The sequence below is a fragment of the Pseudonocardia sp. Ae150A_Ps1 genome (genome assembly GCF_001932315.1).
In the GTDB taxonomy this organism is placed as follows: Bacteria; Actinomycetota; Actinomycetes; order Mycobacteriales; family Pseudonocardiaceae; genus Pseudonocardia.
Window position 1 is genome coordinate 2,236,637 of sequence record NZ_MCIJ01000001.1, and the last position, 18,033, is coordinate 2,254,669.

General features: G+C 74.4%; 16 protein-coding genes. 6 read left to right on the forward strand and 10 right to left on the reverse strand.

All coding sequences use genetic code 11. The features are described 5' to 3' along the window. Positions 1-478: 478 nt before the first annotated feature. Positions 479-1,192, forward strand: coding sequence for a DUF3159 domain-containing protein (locus Ae150APs1_RS10270; protein ID WP_139316862.1), 714 nt, complete (start codon positions 479-481; stop codon positions 1,190-1,192). Positions 1,193-1,249: 57 nt separating this feature from the next. Here Ae150APs1_RS10270 and Ae150APs1_RS10275 read toward each other — a convergent pair whose 3' ends face one another. The 7 genes from Ae150APs1_RS10275 to Ae150APs1_RS10305 all read right to left on the reverse strand — a co-directional run bounded on the left by Ae150APs1_RS10275 (position 1,250) and on the right by Ae150APs1_RS10305 (position 7,182). Then, on the reverse strand, positions 1,250-1,864 hold the full coding sequence (locus Ae150APs1_RS10275; protein WP_139316863.1) for a response regulator transcription factor: 615 nt from the start codon (positions 1,862-1,864) through the stop codon (positions 1,250-1,252). A 106-nt stretch (positions 1,865-1,970) separates the two neighbouring features. Continuing rightward, positions 1,971-2,576, reverse strand: a complete 606-nt coding sequence (locus Ae150APs1_RS10280; RefSeq protein WP_010240155.1) for a VTT domain-containing protein — start codon at positions 2,574-2,576, stop codon at positions 1,971-1,973. A 93-nt stretch (positions 2,577-2,669) separates the two neighbouring features. Beyond that, the gene (locus Ae150APs1_RS10285) at positions 2,670-3,341 is read right to left on the reverse strand and encodes a response regulator transcription factor (protein WP_075297206.1); all 672 of its coding nucleotides are present in this window, start codon (positions 3,339-3,341) and stop codon (positions 2,670-2,672) included. Further along, positions 3,338-4,522 (reverse strand): DUF5931 domain-containing protein, encoded by a 1,185-nt coding sequence (locus tag Ae150APs1_RS10290; RefSeq protein ID WP_083680049.1) that lies wholly within the window; start codon positions 4,520-4,522, stop codon positions 3,338-3,340. The genes Ae150APs1_RS10285 and Ae150APs1_RS10290 overlap by 4 nt, the downstream gene beginning before the upstream one ends. A 10-nt stretch (positions 4,523-4,532) precedes the next feature. Continuing rightward, on the reverse strand, positions 4,533-5,489 hold the full coding sequence (locus Ae150APs1_RS10295; protein ID WP_075297208.1) for a class I SAM-dependent methyltransferase: 957 nt from the start codon (positions 5,487-5,489) through the stop codon (positions 4,533-4,535). 101 nt (positions 5,490-5,590) lie between these two features. Further along, the gene (locus Ae150APs1_RS10300; protein WP_010240165.1) at positions 5,591-6,370 is read right to left on the reverse strand and encodes an enoyl-CoA hydratase/isomerase family protein; all 780 of its coding nucleotides are present in this window, start codon (positions 6,368-6,370) and stop codon (positions 5,591-5,593) included. Between the two features lie 41 nt (positions 6,371-6,411). Next, positions 6,412-7,182 carry an ABC transporter ATP-binding protein gene (locus Ae150APs1_RS10305; protein ID WP_075301951.1) on the reverse strand — a complete coding sequence of 257 codons (771 nt, stop codon included), beginning with the start codon at positions 7,180-7,182 and terminating at the stop codon, positions 6,412-6,414. Positions 7,183-7,270: 88 nt separating this feature from the next. Between Ae150APs1_RS10305 and glgX the strand changes: the two genes are divergently transcribed. Both glgX and Ae150APs1_RS10315 read left to right on the forward strand, forming a co-directional pair. Then, positions 7,271-9,280, forward strand: coding sequence for a glycogen debranching protein GlgX (gene glgX, locus Ae150APs1_RS10310; protein WP_075297210.1), 2,010 nt, complete (start codon positions 7,271-7,273; stop codon positions 9,278-9,280). A gap of 139 nt (positions 9,281-9,419) precedes the next feature. After that, the gene (locus Ae150APs1_RS10315) at positions 9,420-9,665 is read left to right on the forward strand and encodes an FmdB family zinc ribbon protein (protein ID WP_060574997.1); all 246 of its coding nucleotides are present in this window, start codon (positions 9,420-9,422) and stop codon (positions 9,663-9,665) included. A gap of 6 nt (positions 9,666-9,671) precedes the next feature. Here Ae150APs1_RS10315 and glgP read toward each other — a convergent pair whose 3' ends face one another. Both glgP and fepB read right to left on the reverse strand, forming a co-directional pair. Further along, complete coding sequence (gene glgP, locus Ae150APs1_RS10320) at positions 9,672-12,212, reverse strand: alpha-glucan family phosphorylase (protein WP_075297212.1); 2,541 nt, start codon at positions 12,210-12,212, stop codon at positions 9,672-9,674. A 73-nt stretch (positions 12,213-12,285) separates the two neighbouring features. Further along, positions 12,286-13,263, reverse strand: a complete 978-nt coding sequence (gene fepB / locus Ae150APs1_RS10325) for a Fe2+-enterobactin ABC transporter substrate-binding protein (RefSeq protein WP_075297214.1) — start codon at positions 13,261-13,263, stop codon at positions 12,286-12,288. Between the two features lie 35 nt (positions 13,264-13,298). On the opposite strand from fepB, the gene Ae150APs1_RS10330 reads away from it, so the two are divergent. The 3 genes from Ae150APs1_RS10330 to Ae150APs1_RS10340 all read left to right on the forward strand — a co-directional run bounded on the left by Ae150APs1_RS10330 (position 13,299) and on the right by Ae150APs1_RS10340 (position 17,210). Continuing rightward, positions 13,299-14,576: an alpha/beta hydrolase-fold protein gene (locus tag Ae150APs1_RS10330; protein ID WP_075297216.1), complete on the forward strand. Its 1,278-nt coding sequence runs from the start codon at positions 13,299-13,301 to the stop codon at positions 14,574-14,576. Continuing rightward, entirely contained in the window at positions 14,573-15,037 is a 465-nt protein-coding gene (locus Ae150APs1_RS10335) for a MarR family transcriptional regulator (protein ID WP_075297218.1), read from the forward strand. The genes Ae150APs1_RS10330 and Ae150APs1_RS10335 overlap by 4 nt, the downstream gene beginning before the upstream one ends. Before the next feature lie 181 nt (positions 15,038-15,218). Next, entirely contained in the window at positions 15,219-17,210 is a 1,992-nt protein-coding gene (locus tag Ae150APs1_RS10340; protein ID WP_075297220.1) for an alpha-1,4-glucan--maltose-1-phosphate maltosyltransferase, read from the forward strand. 9 nt (positions 17,211-17,219) lie between these two features. Here Ae150APs1_RS10340 and Ae150APs1_RS10345 read toward each other — a convergent pair whose 3' ends face one another. Beyond that, positions 17,220-18,026 carry an alpha/beta fold hydrolase gene (locus tag Ae150APs1_RS10345; protein ID WP_075297222.1) on the reverse strand — a complete coding sequence of 269 codons (807 nt, stop codon included), beginning with the start codon at positions 18,024-18,026 and terminating at the stop codon, positions 17,220-17,222. Positions 18,027-18,033 lie beyond the last annotated feature (7 nt).

The window sequence follows — 18,033 nt, forward strand, 5'->3', positions numbered from 1 at the left end:
TCGATCCACGTCGGGACGGACCATGGCGGACGACACCGGTCGCAGCGCGCCCGGAGGCTGGTCGTTCCCGGGACCGGCGCGGCCGTGGGCGACCTCGGAGGAGACTCCGACGACACCGGATCCCGAAGGGGCGGCCGTCGACGGTCGACCGGTGTCGTGCCCGCCGGGTTGCGCTGGTTCGCCGAGTACCAGCCCTTCACCCCGGTCATCGACGCCCTGCGGGCACTGCTGGGCGCCCCCCGGGGACGCGGTCGACCTGGGCACCAGCGCCTCCCTCGCCGTCGGGTGGTGCCTGTCCGTCACAGCGGTCGGTTACCTGTGGTCCCGGCGGCTCTACGACGCCCGCTCCGACCGCTGAGGCCGTCGAACCCGCCTTCATCATGTGATGTAGGTCACGATCGGGTTGAGGGTGCCGGAGCGGCACACCTTCTGCTGGGGACAGCTCACCCCGCTCCCCGGCGGAAGAGGTTCGAAGACCATGACCGTCCAGGACCACGCCCCCCACCGCATCGACGACGTGGCGACCCGGCCGATCCCGGTGGTCCCCGCCGCAGCAGACACAGCCGACGCCACGGCGGCCACCGGGCAGCCGAAGCCGACGCTGCTCGACCAGATGGGCGGCCCGATGGGGTTCGTCTACTCGACGCTGCCCGTCGTGGTCTTCGTGACCGCCAACGCGTTCCTGTCCCTGCCCCTGACCATCGCGATCGCGATCGGCTCCGGCCTGGCGCTGACCGTCTTCCGGACGGTGCGCGGGGAGAAGCTCACCGCCGCGGCGGGCAGCCTGGCCGGCGTCGCCGTCGCCGCCGGGGTCGTGGCCTGGACCGGCTCGGCCAAGGACTTCTTCCTGATCGGGATCTGGGCCGCGGCCGCCGGCTTCCTCGTCACCTTCGGCTCCGTACTCGCCCGGCGCCCGCTGAGCGGCCTGGTCTGGAACGCCGTGCACGGCGGCACCCACGACTGGCGCGGCGACCGGACCGTCCTGCGCGCACACGACGTCGCCACCCTCGCCGCCGCCGCCGTCGTCGGCGCCCGCTTCGTCGTCAAGGAGTGGCTGTACCTCGCCGACTCCACCACCTGGCTGGCGATCACCAAGGTCGCGATGGGCACCCCGCTGACCGTGCTCGCCGCCCTGGTCGTGGTCTGGGCCTTCCGCCGCAGCACCAAGCAGCTGATCGACACCCCGGCCTGATCCACCGGCACCACCGACCGGCCCGGCCGACGCACCCCGTCGGCCGGGCCGGTCTCTCTAGGCGAGACCGTGCTCGATCGCGCGCCGGACGAGCGCACCGCGACCGGGCACGCCGAACTTGCGCAGCAGCCGTTGCACGTGGTTCTCCACGGTGCGCGGCGAGAGCACCAGGCGGCCCGCGATCTGCTTCGCGGTGAGCCCCTCGACTACCAGCCGCAGCACCTCCGACTCGCGGGGGCTCAGTGCGGGCACCGCGACCGCCGGTGCCGCCACCGACTCCAGGACCACCGCGGCGAGCCCCGGGGAGAACGCGGGCCGCCCGGCCGTGGCGGCCGCCGCGATGCCGGCCAGCTCGGCCGGGTCGTCGGTCGCCGCGACGCCGGTGGCACCGGCGCGGACGGCGTCGAGGACGAGGGTGTGGTCGGCGCCGGGGTCCACGACGGCGAGGACCGGGATCCCGGGGGTGCGGGCCAGCACCGCGGCGATCGCGGCGAGCCCGGCGTCGCGGGCCCCGAGCCCGACGACGACGAGCGACGGCACCAGCCGCGCGACGGTCGCGGCCACCGACTCGGCGGGCCCGGGCCCGGCCCGGGCGACGACGTCGGCACCCGCGGGAACGGGTGCGGCCCCCACGACGACGACTCCGGTACGGACGGTCTGGTCGTCGCGCACGTGCAGGTCTCCCGTTCCGTCCGCTCGGCCGGACGGAACAGCTTGGCATGCCGCGCAACGCATCGGGGACGCCCGAACGGGCGCCACCCCTGCGGGCGTCGTGCCGTCAGCGCACCGTCGCGAGCCGGCGAGCCCGGACGATCCGGCGGGCCAGCCCGGCGGTGGCGGCGACGATCGTCGCGAGCACGAACCCCGCCAGCACCGACAGCAGCGGGTCGCCGCGGGTGAAGGGCCCCACGAGCACCCCGATCCCGGTCATCCAGGTGCTCCAGACGACCGAGCTGGCCACCGTCGCCGGCAGGAACGCGCGCAACGGGAGCCGGACGCGGCCCGCCGCCGACACGCTCGCGAGCCGGCCACCGGGCAGCAGGCGGGTGGCCACGAGCGCGACGACCGGGCGTCGGTGCAGGTGGCGGTGCACCCAGGCGCCGATGCCGTCGTCGCGCCGGGGGCGGCGCACCACCGCGTTCGACGAGCGGCCCGCACCGTAGAGCAGTCCGTCACCGAGCAGCGACCCGAGCAGCGCGGCGCCGAACAGGGCCGCGATCCGCCAGCGGTCACCGTCGGCGAGGGCGGTCGCCGTGGCGCTGAACAGCACCGGCTCGCTGGGCAGGAACGGCAGCGGCCCGTCACAGATCACGGCGAGCGTGAGCAGCGGCAGCAGCCAGGGGCTGTCCAGCACGTACCCGATCATCGCGGTCGGGTCGGTCACGGGCGTCTCCGGGCGGGAGCGTCGTTCGGGGGGCACCTCCGAGTGTGCCGGGTCCCGTGACCGGATCGTGACCCGGGTGTCCCCCGCGCCCGGTCAGTCGGCGAGGCCCTGCTCGATGGCGTAGCGGACGAGCTGGCTGCGGTTGTGCAGCTGCAGCTTGCGCAGGGTGTTCTGCACGTGGCTCTCCACGGTGCAGTGCGAGACGACGAGCTTCGCCGCGATCTGGCGGGCCGTCATGCCCTTCGCGACGAGCCGCAGCACCTCGGTCTCCCGCTCGGTGAGCGCGGGCACCGCCGGCGAGCCGTCGGCGGGCTTCGGGGTCTCGGCGAGACGTCGGTACTCGCCCAGCACCAGCCCGGCGAGCCCGGGCGTGAACACCGCGACGCCGCGGGCGGTGCGCCGGATCGCCTCCAGCAGCTCGTCGACGCCGGCGGACTTCACCAGGTAGCCGAGCGCGCCCGCCTTCACCGCCTCCAGGACGTCGGCGTGCTCGCCGGACGCCGACAGCACCAGCACCCGCGAGTCCGGGCTCCGCTCCGCGATCTCCGCGATCGCCTGTACCCCGGACGTCGCACCGAGGTTGAGGTCCATCAGGACGACGTCGGGCCGCACCGTGCCCGCGATCCGCACGGCGGCCGGGGCGTCCGGGGCGGTGGCGACGACGTCGAACCCCCGCTCGGTCAGGTCCCGTGCGACGCCCTCGCGCCAGATCGGGTGGTCGTCGACGACCATCACCCGGATCGGCGTCTCCTCGCCCTCGGTCATGTGTCCCCCCGTTCGAGCCTGATCACCCATTCAGTACCGATCTCGGGCCCGGTGTCCAGGGTCAGCGCACCGCCGACGTCCTCGACCCGGCCGCGGATGGACCGCGAGACCCCCATCCGGCCCTCGGCCACGGCCTCGGCGAGCCGGCCGTCGGGGATGCCGGGACCGTCGTCGCGGACGCTGACCTCGATCGCGCGGGGCAGCTCCTCCAGCAGGATCCAGGCCCGCGCACCGGGCCCCGCGTGCAGCGCGACGTTGGCCAGCGCCGCGCGGACCGCGCCCTCCACCTCGTCGACGACGAGGGCGGCCAGCTCCACCGGGTGGCCCGGCGCGGAGACCGTCACCCGGTCCGACGCCAGGATCCGCAGCGCGGCACCGAGGTCCCGCCGACCGGACGCGTCGGTCGTCCCGGGGCCGGACAGCAGCGCGCGCAGCGAGGTCTCCTGCTCCGCCGCCAGCAGCCCGAGCTCCGCCGCGCCCCCGCCGAGCTCGGCGCCGCGGCGCTGGACGTGCGCCAGCACCTGCAGGACGCCGTCGTGCACCGCGCGGGTGAGCCGTTCCCGCTCGGCGGCCGCCGCCTGCTCCGCGGCGAGCCTGCGCAGCCGGGCCGCGGTGCGTTCCAGGACGTGCGACGCGAACCCGACGGTCAGCCCGGCCAGCACCAGCAGCTGGATGTCGCCCAGCTCGAGCGCGCCGAAGCGCTCCTTCGACAGCACCAGCGCGGCCGAGATCGCCGCGGCGGCGAGCACCCCGCCGCGGATCCGGAACGCGACCGCGCAGGCGAGGACCGCGCCGGAGGTCCAGATCGAGCCCATGCCGGGCGCACCGTCGTCGAGGTGGGCCCGGGTGACGATCCACGGGGTCGTCGCCATGATCGCGACGCAGACGGCTAGATCGGCGAGTGCGAGACGGCCCCGGCGGTCCGGGCTGCCGGGCAGGCCGCCGAGGTAGCCCCAGGACGTCACGGCCGTCCACACCGTCATCACCAGCAGCACGCCGAGCGCGGCCAGCGGCAGCACGTAGCCGGTGCGCAGGTGGTAGAGCGTGATCCCGACGACCGTGAGCAGCGTCAGCAGCAGGTAGGCGATGATGCCGCGCCAGAACGGCTCGAGCGGGTGCTCCACGTCGACGAGTGTGGCGTCCCGCGCCCGTGACCGGGCCCGTTCCGGCAGGCTGGTCATCGCGCGGCCGTCATCGCGGCTTGGTGCCGGTGACCAGCGCGTTGTAGAACCAGCTGCGCGGGACCACCCGGGAGAGCAGGTGCTCGTCCACCCAGGACAGCCGCTGCCAGCCGTGGTAGGCGAACATCGCCCAGTTCCAGCCGAGCTTGCCGGGCGGGACGGCGGCCTCGAAGGTCCGCACCGGCCACCCCAGCATCGCCGCGGAGAACTCCTCGGTGGAGGCGCGGACGCCGTCGGCCCCGGCCCGGCGCGCGGTGCGCTCCAGGTCCGCGGGATCGAAGGTGTGGATGTCCACGACGGACTCCAGCGCGGCCGCGCGGGACGACTCGTCGAGCTCGTGCTGCGGGCGCCGCCAGCTCTGCAGTGCGGGGAGCTTCGTGAGGGTCGTCGTGGCCTTCCAGGTCCACTGCCCCAGGGTGCGGGCGTAGGCGTCGCCGACGGTCGTCGGCTCACCGGCGAAGACGAACCGGCCGCCCGGCTCCAGCACGCGCAGGATCTCGCGGAACGCCGCCTCGACGTCCGGGATGTGGTGCAGCACCGCGTGCCCGACGACGAGGTCGAAGCTGTCGTCCGGGAACGGGATGTGCTCGCCGTCGACGACCCGGCCCTCGACGTCGAGGCCCAGCCCCTCGGCGTTGCGGATGGCGGCCTGCACCATCCCGGGCGAGAGGTCGGTGACGACGCCGCGCTCGGCGACCCCGGCCTGCATGAGGTTGAGCAGGAAGAACCCGGTGCCGCTGCCCAGCTCCAGGGCGCGCAGGTAGGGGCGGCCGTCCCACGGGGCGGCGGCGCGGAACCGTCCGGCGGCGTAGTCGATGCAGCGCTCGTCGTAGCTGATCGACCACTTCTCGTCGTAGGTGCCCGCCTCCCAGTCGTGGTAAAGCACGTTCGCGAGCTTCGGGTCGCGCCAGGCCGCCTCGACCTGCTCGGCGGTGGCGTGCGGGGTGGGCGCCGGGTCCGAACTCATGAGTAGGAGTTTTGCAGAACGGTCCGACGGAAACCGTCGGTGGGCTCGGTCACGGCGCGGGACGCCTCCCCGCCCGGCGGCGCCGGGCGGGGAACGTCGGTTCAGCGCCCCGTGAAGGTGGCCTTCCCCGGGCCGTTCTCCACGAACGACGCCATGCCGGTCGACGCGTCGTCGCTGGCGAACACGCCGGCGAACAGCTCCGACTCGATGTCGAGGCCGGTGCGCAGGTCGGTGTCGAGGCCGTTGTCGATCGCCTTCTTCGCCGCCGCGTAGGCCAGCGCCGGACCGGCCGTGAACTGCGACGCCCACGCCACCGCGCGGGTGTAGACCTCGTCGGCCGGCACGATCTCGTCGACCAGGCCGATCTCCAGCGCCTCCTCCGCCTTCACCATGCGACCGGTGTAGATCAGGTCCTTGGTGCGGCTCGGCCCGATCAGCCGCGCGGCGCGCTGGGTGCCGCCGCCGCCCGGGAAGATGCCGAGCAGGATCTCCGGGAAGCCGAGCTTCACGTTGTCCCCGGCGATCCGCCGGTCCGCGCCGAGCACGACCTCCAGGCCACCGCCCAGGGCGTAGCCGGTCACCGCGGCGACGGTCGGCTTCGGGATCGTCGAGATCGCCCCCAGCCCGGCGGACAGCTTCCGGGCCACCGGCGCCATGTCGGAGTACGACATCGACGCCATCTCCTTGACGTCCGCACCGGCGGCGAAGGTCTTCTCCCCGCCGTACACGACGACGGCGCGCACGTCGGCGCGCGTCGCCGCCTCGTCGGACACCTCCAGCAGCTCACCCTGGATCTGCCGGTTCAGGGCGTTCATCGGCGGCCGGTCGATCCGGATCGTCCCGACGCCGTCGTCCACGGACAGGCTCACGAATTCGGTCACGTCGCGGACCCTAACGTCCCCCGCGCGGGCCGGCGGTGTGATCAGTCCCGGCGGTACGCGGTGTACCGGCCGCCGTTGCGGCGCTCGACGGCCAGCGGCAGCCCGAACGTCTCCGACAGCGGTCCGGAGGTCATCACGTCGTCGAGCAGGCCGGCGGCGACGACCCGGCCGTCGCGCAGCAGCATCCCGTGCGTGTAGTTCGGCGGGATCTCCTCGACGTGGTGCGTGACCAGCACCGACGCCGGCGCGTACGGGTCGTCGGCCAGGTCGGCGAGCCGTCCGACGAGGTCCTCACGGCCACCCAGGTCGAGGCCCGCGGCGGGCTCGTCGAGCAGCAGCAGCTCCGGGTCGGTCATCAGGGCGCGGGCGATCAGGGTGCGCTTGCACTCGCCCTCGGACAGCGTCCCATAGGCGCGGTCACCGAAGCCGCCCATCCCGAGCTGCTCCAGGAGGTGGTGCGCGCGGCCGGTGTCGGTGCTCTCGTACTCCTCGTGCCAGCGGCCGAGGACGCCGTAGCCTGCGGAGACGACGACGTCGGCCACCTTCTCGTCCCCGGGGATCCGGACGCCCAGGTTCGCCGAGGTCAGTCCGATCCGCGGCCGCAGCTCGAAGACGTTCACCCGGCCCATCCGCTCGCCCAGGACGTGGACGCGCCCGGCCGTCGGGTGCAGCTCGGCGCCGGCGAGCCGCAGCAGGGTCGTCTTGCCTGCGCCGTTCGGGCCGAGGACGACCCAGCGCTCGTCGAGCTCGACGCGCCAGTCCACGGCGTCGAGCAGGGTGGTGGTGCCGCGGCGGACGGTGGCACCGTCCATCCCGATCACCAGGTCGTCGTCGTCGATCTCTGTGACACCGTTCGCGTGCGGGAGCCCGGGGGAAGACACCCCCCTATCCTGGCCGACCGTGCCTGTCTTCCCGCTCGGTGCCCACCCCGACGACCACGGGACCCGCTTCGCGGTCGCCTCCACCAGCGCAGAGACGGTCGAGGTCTGCCTGGTCGACGGCGTCGACGGCGCACTGACCGAGAGACGGGTCGAGCTGCGCGAGCACACCTTCGGCGTGTGGCACGGGCACGTCCCCGGGGTGAAGCCGGGCCAGCGCTACGGCTTCCGCGCGCACGGCCCCTACCGCCCGTTCGACGGGCTGCGCGCCAACCCGCACAAGATCCTCGTCGACCCGTACGCGAAGCGGGTCACCGGCACCGTCACCGACGTCGTCGCCGCCCGCGGGTGGCACGGCGACCCCATGTCCGGACGGCCGAGCACGGTCGACTCGCTGGGCAGCGTCCCGCTGTCGGTGGTCACCGCCCCCGAGCGGGGATCCCGCCCGGCGCGGCCGGACGTGCCGTGGTCCGACACGGTGATCTCGGAGATCCACGTCAAGGGCTGGACGAAGCTCCACCCGGAGGTCCCGGAGGCGCACCGCGGCACCTACCTCGGGCTGGCGCACCCGGCCGTCATCGCGCAGCTGCAGCGGACCGGGATCACCGCCGTCGAGCTGCTGCCGGTACAGGCGAGCGCGCCGGAGCCGCCGTTGCTGGAGCGGGGCGCGGCGAACTACTGGGGCTACGCCACCCTCGGGTTCCTCGCCCCGCACCCCGGATACGCGGCCGTGCCCGGCAACGAGACCGCCGAGTTCCGCTACCTGGTCGACACCCTGCACGCGGCCGGGATCGAGGTGATCCTGGACATCGTCCCCAACCACACCTGCGAGGGCGGGGTCGGCGGGACGACGCTGTCCTACCGCGGGCTGGACGCCCCGGCGTACTACTCGCTGGGCGGTTCCGGGCACGACGCCGACATCACCGGCACCGGCAACACCCTCGACGCCGGGTCGCCGACGGTCATCCGGCTGGTCTGCGACGCGATGCGGCACTGGGTGCACGCCTACGGCGTCGACGGCTTTCGGATCGACCTCGCCTCGGTGCTCGGCCGCCCGCGCTCCGGCCCGTTCTCCCCCGACTCGGCACTGCTCACCGCGATCGCGCAGGACCCGACGCTGTCGACCTGCAAGCTGATCGCCGAGCCGTGGGACGCGACCGGTGAGGGCTACCGGGTCGGCGGCTTCGGCGTCGCCTGGTCGGAGTGGAACGGCCGCTACCGCGACGCCGTGCGCGACTTCTGGCGCGGCCACGGCGGCGTCGCCGAGCTGGCGTCGCGGCTGACCGGCAGCTCCGACATCTACGCACTGTCGGGGCGCCGCCCGTGGGCGTCGGTCAACTTCGTCACCGCGCACGACGGCTTCACCCTGCGCGATCTCGTCTCCTACGAGCGCAAGCACAACGAGGGCAACGGCGAGAACAACCGCGACGGCACCGACGACAACCGCTCGCAGAACCTCGGTGCGGAGGGCGAGACCGACGACGCCGGCATCCGCACCGCCCGGCTCTCGACGGCGCGCGCGATGATGGCGACCCTGCTGCTGTCGATCGGCACCCCGATGATCACCGGCGGCGACGAGCGCTGGCGCACCCAGGGCGGGAACAACAACCCGTACTGCCGCGACGACGAGACGTCGTGGGTGGACTGGACCGGCACCGACGAGACCGCCGCGATGGAGACCTTCACCGCGAAGGTCGCCGCGCTGCGCCGGGAGTCGCCGGTGCTGCACCGCGACCAGTTCTACGTCAATGGCGAGGTCCTCTGGTGGGACCCGTCCGGGCGGCCGATGGAGCCCGAGGACTGGCACGACGGCGGGCGGCGGACCCTCGTGGTGCTGCTCGCCGACTACTGGCTGCTGCTCCTGCACGCCGGTAACGAGCCCGTGGACTGCCTCCTGCCGGACGGGCACGACCTCGATCCGGTCCTCGACTCGACCACGCCCGACGGCGAACCGGCCGACCCGGCCCCGCTCCTGGCCGGATCGACCGTCGTGCTCCCGCCGCGCTCGGTGCGCCTGCTGCGGAGCCGCTGAACCGTTCACCCGCCGAGATGCAGCTCAGCGCTGTGCCCGGGGCTCCCGGGAGCGCTGAGCTGCATCTCGGCTCGGGTGGTCCGGGCACGGACGGTGCGCGGTGGTTCTGCGCGCGGCCCGGGCGGGACATAATCGGCCCATGCCGCGCTACGAGTTCCGCTGCCGGGTCTGCGCCTCCGGCGGCGTGCCGGGAACGTTCGAGGTGGACCGGCCGATGGCCGCGGCCGCCGACCCCGCGCCGTGCCCGCAGGGCCACGCCGACACGGTCAAGCTCCTCTCCACCGTCTCGCTGGGCGGGCGCGCGCCGGGTGGCGGCGCGCCCGCCCCGGTCCCCGCCGGCGGGGGCGGAGGCGGCGGCTGTTGCGGCGGAGGCTGCTGCGGCTGACCGGGCCTACCCCGCCAGCACGATCCGCCCCAGCTCGACGGACGACGCCAGGTGCGGATGGTGCGGCAACACCCGCACCGTGTACCCGGTCAACCCGGCGTGCGGCAGGGGCACCGCGACCTCCCAGCTGTCGTCGCCGCGGTGCTCCATGGCGACGGTGACGGGTTCGGCGAGCTCGTCGGTGTCGTCCACCCGCCCGACGACGGCCTCCACCACCACGTCCGACGGCTCCAGCCCGGCGAGGTCCACGCCCGCGCGCACGGTCATCGGCGATCCCACGACGGGGGTGTCGGGCAGCCCCGAGGCGTCCACGCCGGTGATCCGGACGTGGTTCCAGGCCTTGTTCAGCCGGGCCCGGTACTGCGCGATGTCCCGGGCCGCGGCGTAGTCGTCGGCCGCGGCACCGGCGGCGGCGCGACCGGCCGGGGCGTACCAGTCCTGGACGTACTCGCGCACCATCCGAGTCGCCTGCACCTTCGGGCGGAGCGTGGTGAGCGTGTGCCGCACCATCTCCACCCAGCGGTCCGGGACGCCGTCGGTGCGGTCGTAGAACGCCGGCCCGACCTGGGTGGCGAGCAGCTCGTAGAGCGCGTTGGCCTCCAGGTCGTCGCGCCGCGTGGGGTCCTCGACGCCGTCGGCGGTGGGGATCGCCCAGCCGTTGCGTCCGTCGTAGAACTCCTCCCACCAGCCGTCCCGGATGGACAGGTTGAGCCCGCCGTTGAGCGCCGACTTCATGCCGGAGGTGCCGCACGCCTCCAGGGGGCGCAGCGGGTTGTTGAGCCAGACGTCGCAGCCCCAGTAGAGGTACCGGGCCATCGACATGTCGTAGTCGGGCAGGAAGACGATCCGGTGCCGGACGCCGGCGTCGTCGGCGAACCGGACGATCTGCTGGATGAGGGCCTTGCCGCCGTCGTCGGCGGGGTGCGACTTGCCGGCGACGATCAGCTGCACCGGGCGGTGCGGGTCGAGCAGCAGCCCGCGCAGCCGGTCCGGGTCGCGCAGCATCAGGGTGAGCCGCTTGTAGGTCGGCACCCGGCGGGCGAACCCGACCGTCAGGACGTCCCGGGCGAAGACGTGGTCGGTCCAGCCCAGCTCCGGCTCGGAGGCGCCACGTTCCAGCCAGGCCGCGCGGACCCGGCGGCGGACCTCGTCGACCAGCCGGGAACGCAGGGTGTTGCGCAGCGCCCAGAGGTCGGCGTCGGACACCTCGGCGGGCCGCTCCTCGGGCGACCCGATGAGCTCGGTGACCTGGAGGGCCTCCCAGGTGGGGCCGTGCACGCCGTTGGTGACCGAGCCGATCGGCACCTCGTCGCGGTCGAAGCCCGCCCACATGCCGCCGAACATCTCCCGGGACACGACGCCGTGCAGCTGCGAGACGCCGTTCGCGCGCTGGGCCAGGCGCAGCCCCATGTGCGCCATGTTGAACGTCTCCGGGTCCTCCTCCGCGCCGAGCGCGAGCAGCCGGTCCGCGGGGAGCCCGGGCAGGAGCCGGTCGGTCAGGTAGTGCCGGACGAGATCGAGGCCGAACCGGTCGATGCCGGCGGGGACGGGGGTGTGCGTGGTGAACACCGTCCCGGCCCGGACGGCCGCGAGCGCCTCGTCGAAGTCGAGGCTCGTACCCGGCGCGGTCGCGGCCGGGGACGCCGGGGAGCCGGTGCACAGCTCACGGATCCGCTCCAGGCCGAGGAACCCGGCGTGGCCCTCGTTCGTGTGGAAGACCTCGGGGGCCGCGTGGCCGGTGGCCCCGCAGAACGCGCGGACCGCCCGGACGCCCCCGACACCGATCAGGATCTCCTGCTGGATCCGGTGGTTCTGGTCGCCGCCGTAGAGCCGGTCGGTGACGCCGCGCAGGTCCGGCTCGTTCTCCTCGATGTCCGTGTCGAGCAGCAGCAGCGGCACCCGTCCGACGCGGGCGAGCCACACCCGGGCGTGCAGCGTGCGGTCGCCGGGCATCGCGACCTCGACGAGCACCGGCGCGCCGTCGGCACCGGCGAGCAGCTGCAGCGGCAGGCCCTGCGGATCGATCGCCGGGTAGTGCTCGAGCTGCCAGCCGTCGAGCGACAGCGACTGGCGGAAGTACCCGGAGCGGTACAGCAGCCCGACGGCGACCAGCGGGACGCCCAGGTCGGAGGCGGCCTTCAGGTGGTCGCCCGCGAGGACGCCGAGCCCGCCGGAGTAGTTGGGCAGCACCTCCGAGACGCCGAACTCCATCGAGAAGTACCCGACGGCGGCGGGCAGGCCGGCGTCCGGGTCCTGCTGGTACCAGCGGGGCTCGGTCAGGTAGCGGTCGAGGTCGTCGGCGAGCTCGGCGACCCGCCCGGCGACGGCGTCGTCGTCGGCGAGCTCGGCGAGCCGGCCGGTCGGGATCTCGCCCAGCAGCCGGACGGGGTCCTGGCCGCAGGCGTCCCACGCGTCGGGGTCGAGCGAGGCGAACAGGTCGCGTGTGGGCGCGTGCCACGTCCACCGCAGGTTCGTGGCCAGGGTCTGCAGCGGTGCGAGCGGACCCGGGAGCTGGGCACGGACGGTGAATCGGCGGAGGGCTCTCACGGCGCGGACCCTAGTGCCGTGACGCCCGTGGCGCGGCAGGCGCTCCGGGGCGCCCGGCCGCCCGCACGCCGCGTCATCCGGCGGAGGCCTCCAGCCGGTCCAGGACGGCGTCGGCGGCGAACCGGTCGAGCCGGAACGACTCCGGGCCCAGCCCGTAGACCCGTCCCTCGGTGAAGGCCGGCAGCGTGGCGAGCAGGGGCTGCCGCGCCCGCTGCTGCTCCACCTGCTCGTCGGTGGCGTTGACGACGAACAGCGAGGCGTCGCCGAACTGCCCGGCGTTCTCCTGCGCGACCGGGACGGCGTCCCTGCGCTGCCCCGCGTTCCCGAGCCCGGAGCGGCCGCTCGCCTCGACCAGCCGCAGCCGCAGCCCGAGCTGGGTCAGCAGCTTGCCCTGCGCGGAGTCGGCGGTGAAGACGTTGTAGCCGTCCGGGGTGATGGTCAGCGCGACCGCCTCGCGAGACGTGTCGATCCGCTGCCCCACCTCGGCGGCCCGGGCTGCGAACCCCTGCTCCGCGGCCGCCGCCTCGTCGGCGCGGCCGAGATCGGCGCCGAGCCGGGCCGACAGCTCCTGCCAGGACAACGAGCTGTGGTCGACGACGACGGTCGGCGCGATCGCGGACAGCTGCGCGTAGGCCTCGGGGGTGACGGCGTCGGCGCCGACCGCGCTGCCGACGATCACGTCCGGCGACTGCGCGGCGACCGCCTCGACATCGACGGTCGGGCCGCCGAGCGGGACGGTCCCCTGCTCCACGGCACGCGGGCCCCAGGCCACGAAGAACCCGTTGCCGTCGGCGGTGCCGCCACCGGGGCGGGTGGTGGCCGACGCGATCACCGGCAGGTCCAGGGCGAGCAGGTGCCCGGTCATCGTCACGCTGGCCGACACCACGCGCTGCGGTGACGCGGGGACCTCGGCGGTGCCCAGCGCGTGGGTGACGGTGCGGGTGCCCGGGTCGGTGCCCGCCACCGACCCCCCGGACGGCGACGAGCACCCGGCCACGAGCCCGAGCACGACGGCCAGCAGCAGCACCGCTCGGTGTGAAGCTTGCTTCATTGCCAGTACTATTAGGCAAGCCTAATCTGCCGTCAATGTTCCCCACGCCACCCGGTGTCCCGCCGGAGCTCGCGGTCCCGCCGCAGGTCCCCCGCCCGGCCCCACCGGAGCGGCTGCCGCCGGACCGCTGCCCCGCTGTCGCCCGGCTGCTGCGCGACGGCGACCGGGACGCGTTCCTCGCGCACGTCCGCCGGGCGGGCACCCCGCTGGTCGACGACCTCGGCGACAGCACGTGCGCGGTCACCTTCGTCGTCCCGGACCGGGCCGGGACGGCCGAGGTGCACGTGCTGCCGAACAAGCTCGCCGACGCCGCGCACCCCGCGGCGACCGCGGCGGAACGACTGCCCGGGGCGTGGGTCCTGACCCTACGGATGCCGCGGGACTGGCGGGCGGGCTACGGCGTCGCCGAGCTCCCGGAGCGCCCGGCCGGGACGGGCCCGGCACCGGACGGTGGCCGCCGGGCCCGGGCGCTGGCCGCCGTCCCCGGGCACCGGCGCCCCGCGGTGGCGCGGTTCCTCGACGTCCAGGCGGCCGCCCGCCCGGACCCGCTCGCCCGCGAGCACCTGGTCGACGGGACCTCGGTCGTCTCGCTGCCCGGCGCCCCGGCACCGCCCCGGCCCGGCGGGCCGCGGGGAACGGTGCTGCACGGCGACCTCGGCGGCCGGCCGGTCTGGCTGCACGACCCGGCGGGCACCGACCCGGGCGAGCCGCTACCGGTCGTCGTCCTGACGGACGGGCACCACCGGCTCGCCGACGGCCTCCCCGCGGTGCTCGACGGCGCGGTCGCCGCCGCGGCGCTGCCACCGGTGCGCACCATCGGCGTCGCGGCCCGGCCCGGCGACGGCCGGAGCCGGGAGCTGGGCTGCGATCCCGGTTTCACAGCCTTCCTGGCCGAGGACATGCTCGGGTGGGCGGCCGGGCACCGGGCACTCACCGTCGACCCGGCGCGCACCGTCGTCGCCGGGCAGAGCCTGGGCGGGCTGACCGCCGTGTACGCCACCCAGGCCGCGCCCGACCGGTTCGGTCTCGCCCTCAGCCAGTCCGGCTCGTTCTGGTGGCCGAACACCCGCGACGACCGCGAGTGGCTGACCTCGGTGCTCCCGTCGGGGCCGCGGACGCACGGCGTGCTGCTGGAGGTCGGCTCCGAGGAGTGGGTGCTGCGCGATGCGACCCGGCGGGTCGCGGACGTCCTCGCGGCCCGCGGCGACCTCGCCGGCCTGCACGAGTTCCGCGGCGGGCACGATCCGGCATGCTGGCGCGCCGGGCTGGTCCCGGCGCTCGGGACACTGATCCACGGGAGGGACGACCGGTGAGCCGATCAACGAGCACCCCGCCGTCCGCCGGGGACGCCACCGACCCGACCGGGCGCCGCGCCGGGGAGGCGGTGCTCCTGGCCGCGGGCCGGCTCACCGCGATGCTCGACGCCGCCTGCGCCGACGAGGACCTCACCCCGCTGCAGGCCCGCTACCTGCGCACGCTGCGCGATCCGCTTCCCCAGGGCGAGCTCGCGGACCGGCTCGGCGTCGACCCGGCGCGGGTGTCGGGACTCGCCCGCGACCTCGGCCACCGCGGCCTGGTCGAGCGGGTCCCCGGCGGCGACCGGCGCCAGCGGCTCGCCCGCCTCACCCCCGAGGGCGAGGACGCCGTGCACCGGATCGGGGCGCGCCTCGCCGCGCGGTCGCCGATGAACCGGGAGTTCGACCGCGCCGAGCGCGAGACCCTGATCGCCCTGCTGGACCGGATCGTCTCCGCGCTGCCGGGTCCGGGCGCCTGACCGGCCCGCACGGTCCGGCCACCGTCCGGTCACGAACGGCTACTGAACCGATGCCGAACTGCGGTGTCGGGTCCGTGTCCCGCCGCGCCCGGACTGGACCGGATGGGTACGGTTGTCCCGCGCGCCACACAGGTCCCGGTGTGCACAATCCGATCGACGAGGAACCCGGGGGTGACGTCCGATGACGGGGCGGCTCGGAATCGATGACGTGACTCCGTTCGTGGAGACCGGCGACCCGTCCAAGGCCGTCGTCGGCGAGGTCGTGCCGATCCGCGCGAACGTCTGGCGCGAGGGTCACGACGCGGTCGCCGCCAACGTCGTCTTCACCCCGCTCGGGGCGGACGGGACCCCCGGCGAGTCCCGCTACGTGCGGATGCGCCCCGAGGGTGTCGGCACCGACCGGTTCGTCGCGTGGGTCTCCCCCGACGCGGAGGGCCGCTGGACGTTCCGGGTCGACGCGTGGAGCGACCCGTGGTCGACGTGGCGCTCGGGCGTCGAGAAGAAGATCGAGGCCGGGCAGTCCGCCGACGAGCTCGCCAACGACCTCGAGATCGGCGCCCAGCTGCTGTCCCGGGTGGGCCGCCGTCCGTCCGAGAAGGACAGCCGCGACCTGCTCCTCGGTGCGGCGAACACGCTCCGGGACACCGCGCTGCCGCTGCGGACCCGGGTCGCGCCCGCGCTGTTCGACGCCGTCGCGAAGATCATGGCCGAGCGCCCGGTGCGGGAACTGATCACCCGCGGACCGGAGCGTGAGATCCACGTCGACCGGCGTCGTGCGCTCTACGGCTCCTGGTACGAGTTCTTCCCCCGCTCCACCGGGGGCCGCGACGAGACCGGGCGGCCGGTGCACGGCACGTTCGCGACGTCGTCCAAGGAGCTGGACCGGGTCGCGCGGATGGGCTTCGACGTCGCCTACCTGCCGCCGATCCACCCGGTCGGCACGGTGCACCGCAAGGGGCGCAACAACTCCGTGCACGCCGAGCCGGGTGACGTCGGCTCGCCGTGGGCGATCGGCTCCGCCGCGGGCGGGCACGACGCCATCGATCCCGAGCTCGGCGACTTCGACGACTTCGACGCGTTCGTCGCCCGTGCCGGGGAGCTCGGGCTGGAGGTCGCACTGGACCTGGCGTTGCAGTGCGCGCCGGACCACCCGTGGGTCACCGAGCACCCGGAGTGGTTCACCGTGCGTCCCGACGGGACGATCGCCTACGCGGAGAACCCGCCGAAGCGCTACCAGGACATCTACCCGCTGAACTTCGACCGCGACCCGGACGGCATCTACGCCGAGTGCCTGCGCATGGTGCTGACGTGGGTCGAGCACGGGGTGACGATCTTCCGGGTCGACAACCCGCACACCAAGCCGCCGAACTTCTGGCACTGGCTGATCTGGGAGGTCAAGCGGCAGCACCCGGACGTGCTGTTCCTGGCCGAGGCCTTCACCCGCCCGGCCCGGCTGTTCGGCCTCGCCCGGCTGGGCTTCACCCAGTCCTACTCCTACTTCACCTGGCGCACGGAGAAGGAGGAGCTGGCCGACTTCGCGACGATGCACGCCGAGCACGCCGACGAGTGCCGTCCCAACGTCTTCACCAACACCCCGGACATCCTGCACGAGTCGCTGCAGACCGGCGGGCCCGCGATGTTCGCCATCCGGGCGACGCTCGCCGCGACGATGTCGCCGACCTGGGGTGTCTACTCCGGATTCGAGCTGTACGAGGGCACCCCGGTGAAGCCGGGCAGCGAGGAGTACCTCGACTCGGAGAAGTACGAGCTGCGCCCGCGCGACTTCGAGTCCGCGCTCAACCAGGGCCGTTCGCTGGAGTCCTACCTGACCCGGCTCAACGAGATCCGGCGCGCGCACCCGTCGTTGCAGCAGCTGCGCGAGGTGCACTTCCACGAGATCGACAACGAGCAGCTCATCGCCTACTCGCGACTCGACCCGGCCACCGGCGACCAGGTGCTGGTCGTCTGCACGCTCGACTCGTTCTCCCCGCAGCAGGGCACGATCAAGCTGGACATGCCGGCGCTGGGCCTGGACTACGCCGACGTGGTCGACGTGCACGACGAGATCTCCGGCGAGACCTACCGCTGGGGCGAGTACAACTTCGTCCGGCTGGTCCCGGGTGAGCACGTCGCGCACGTGCTGCGGCTGCCGTCGCAGGTGCCGCTGGTCTGAGCCCCGGGCTCAGGTCAGGAAGTCCAGCAACGCCCGGTTCGTCGCCGCCGGCTGCTCGAGGTAGCCGTAGTAGCCGGCGTCGGGGATCTCGGCGTAGCGGGCCCCGGGGACGGCGGCGGCGACCTCCCGGCTCAGCCGCGGCGGGATCGCCCGGTCGTCCGCGAACGCGAGCACCAGCGCCGGGACCGCGATCCCACGGTAGGCGGCGGTGCGGTCGCCGAGGTCGAGCGAGACCTGCAGCTGGGCGCGGTGGCCCGGTGACACGGTGGACCCGCCGAAACCGATGATGTCCAGCCAGTCCCGGGCGGCGCGCTCGTCGTCGAGGGTCGCCGGGGACAGGTTGTGCGTCGCCTGCACCGCCGCCCACAGCTCGGCGGGCAGCGTGACACCGGCGTCGGCGGCCGCGACCGTCCCGGCGGTCCATGCCTGCTGCACCGGCGTCAGGCGGGCGTGCGCGGCGAGGGCCGCGACCCGGCTCACCAGGTCCGGGCGCGCCAGCGCCAGCTCCAGGACGACGCGGGACCCCAGCGAGGTCCCGACGACCGCGGCCCGTCCCACCCCGAGGTGCTCGACCAGTGCGGCCACGTCGGCGGCCATGTCGTCGACGGTGAACCCGGCCGCGCACTCGTCGGTGGGCGGGATCCCCCGGTTGTCCAGGGTCACCGGCCGCAGGCCCGCGTTCCGGAGTGCGGGCACCTGGTGCACGTCCCAGACCCGGCCCGGGCTGCCGGTGCCCATCACGAGCACGACGGGCGGGCCGTCACCGCCGTGGTCGGTGTAGGATAGCCGGATGCCGTTGAGCGTCGCGATCGTCACCGGTCCA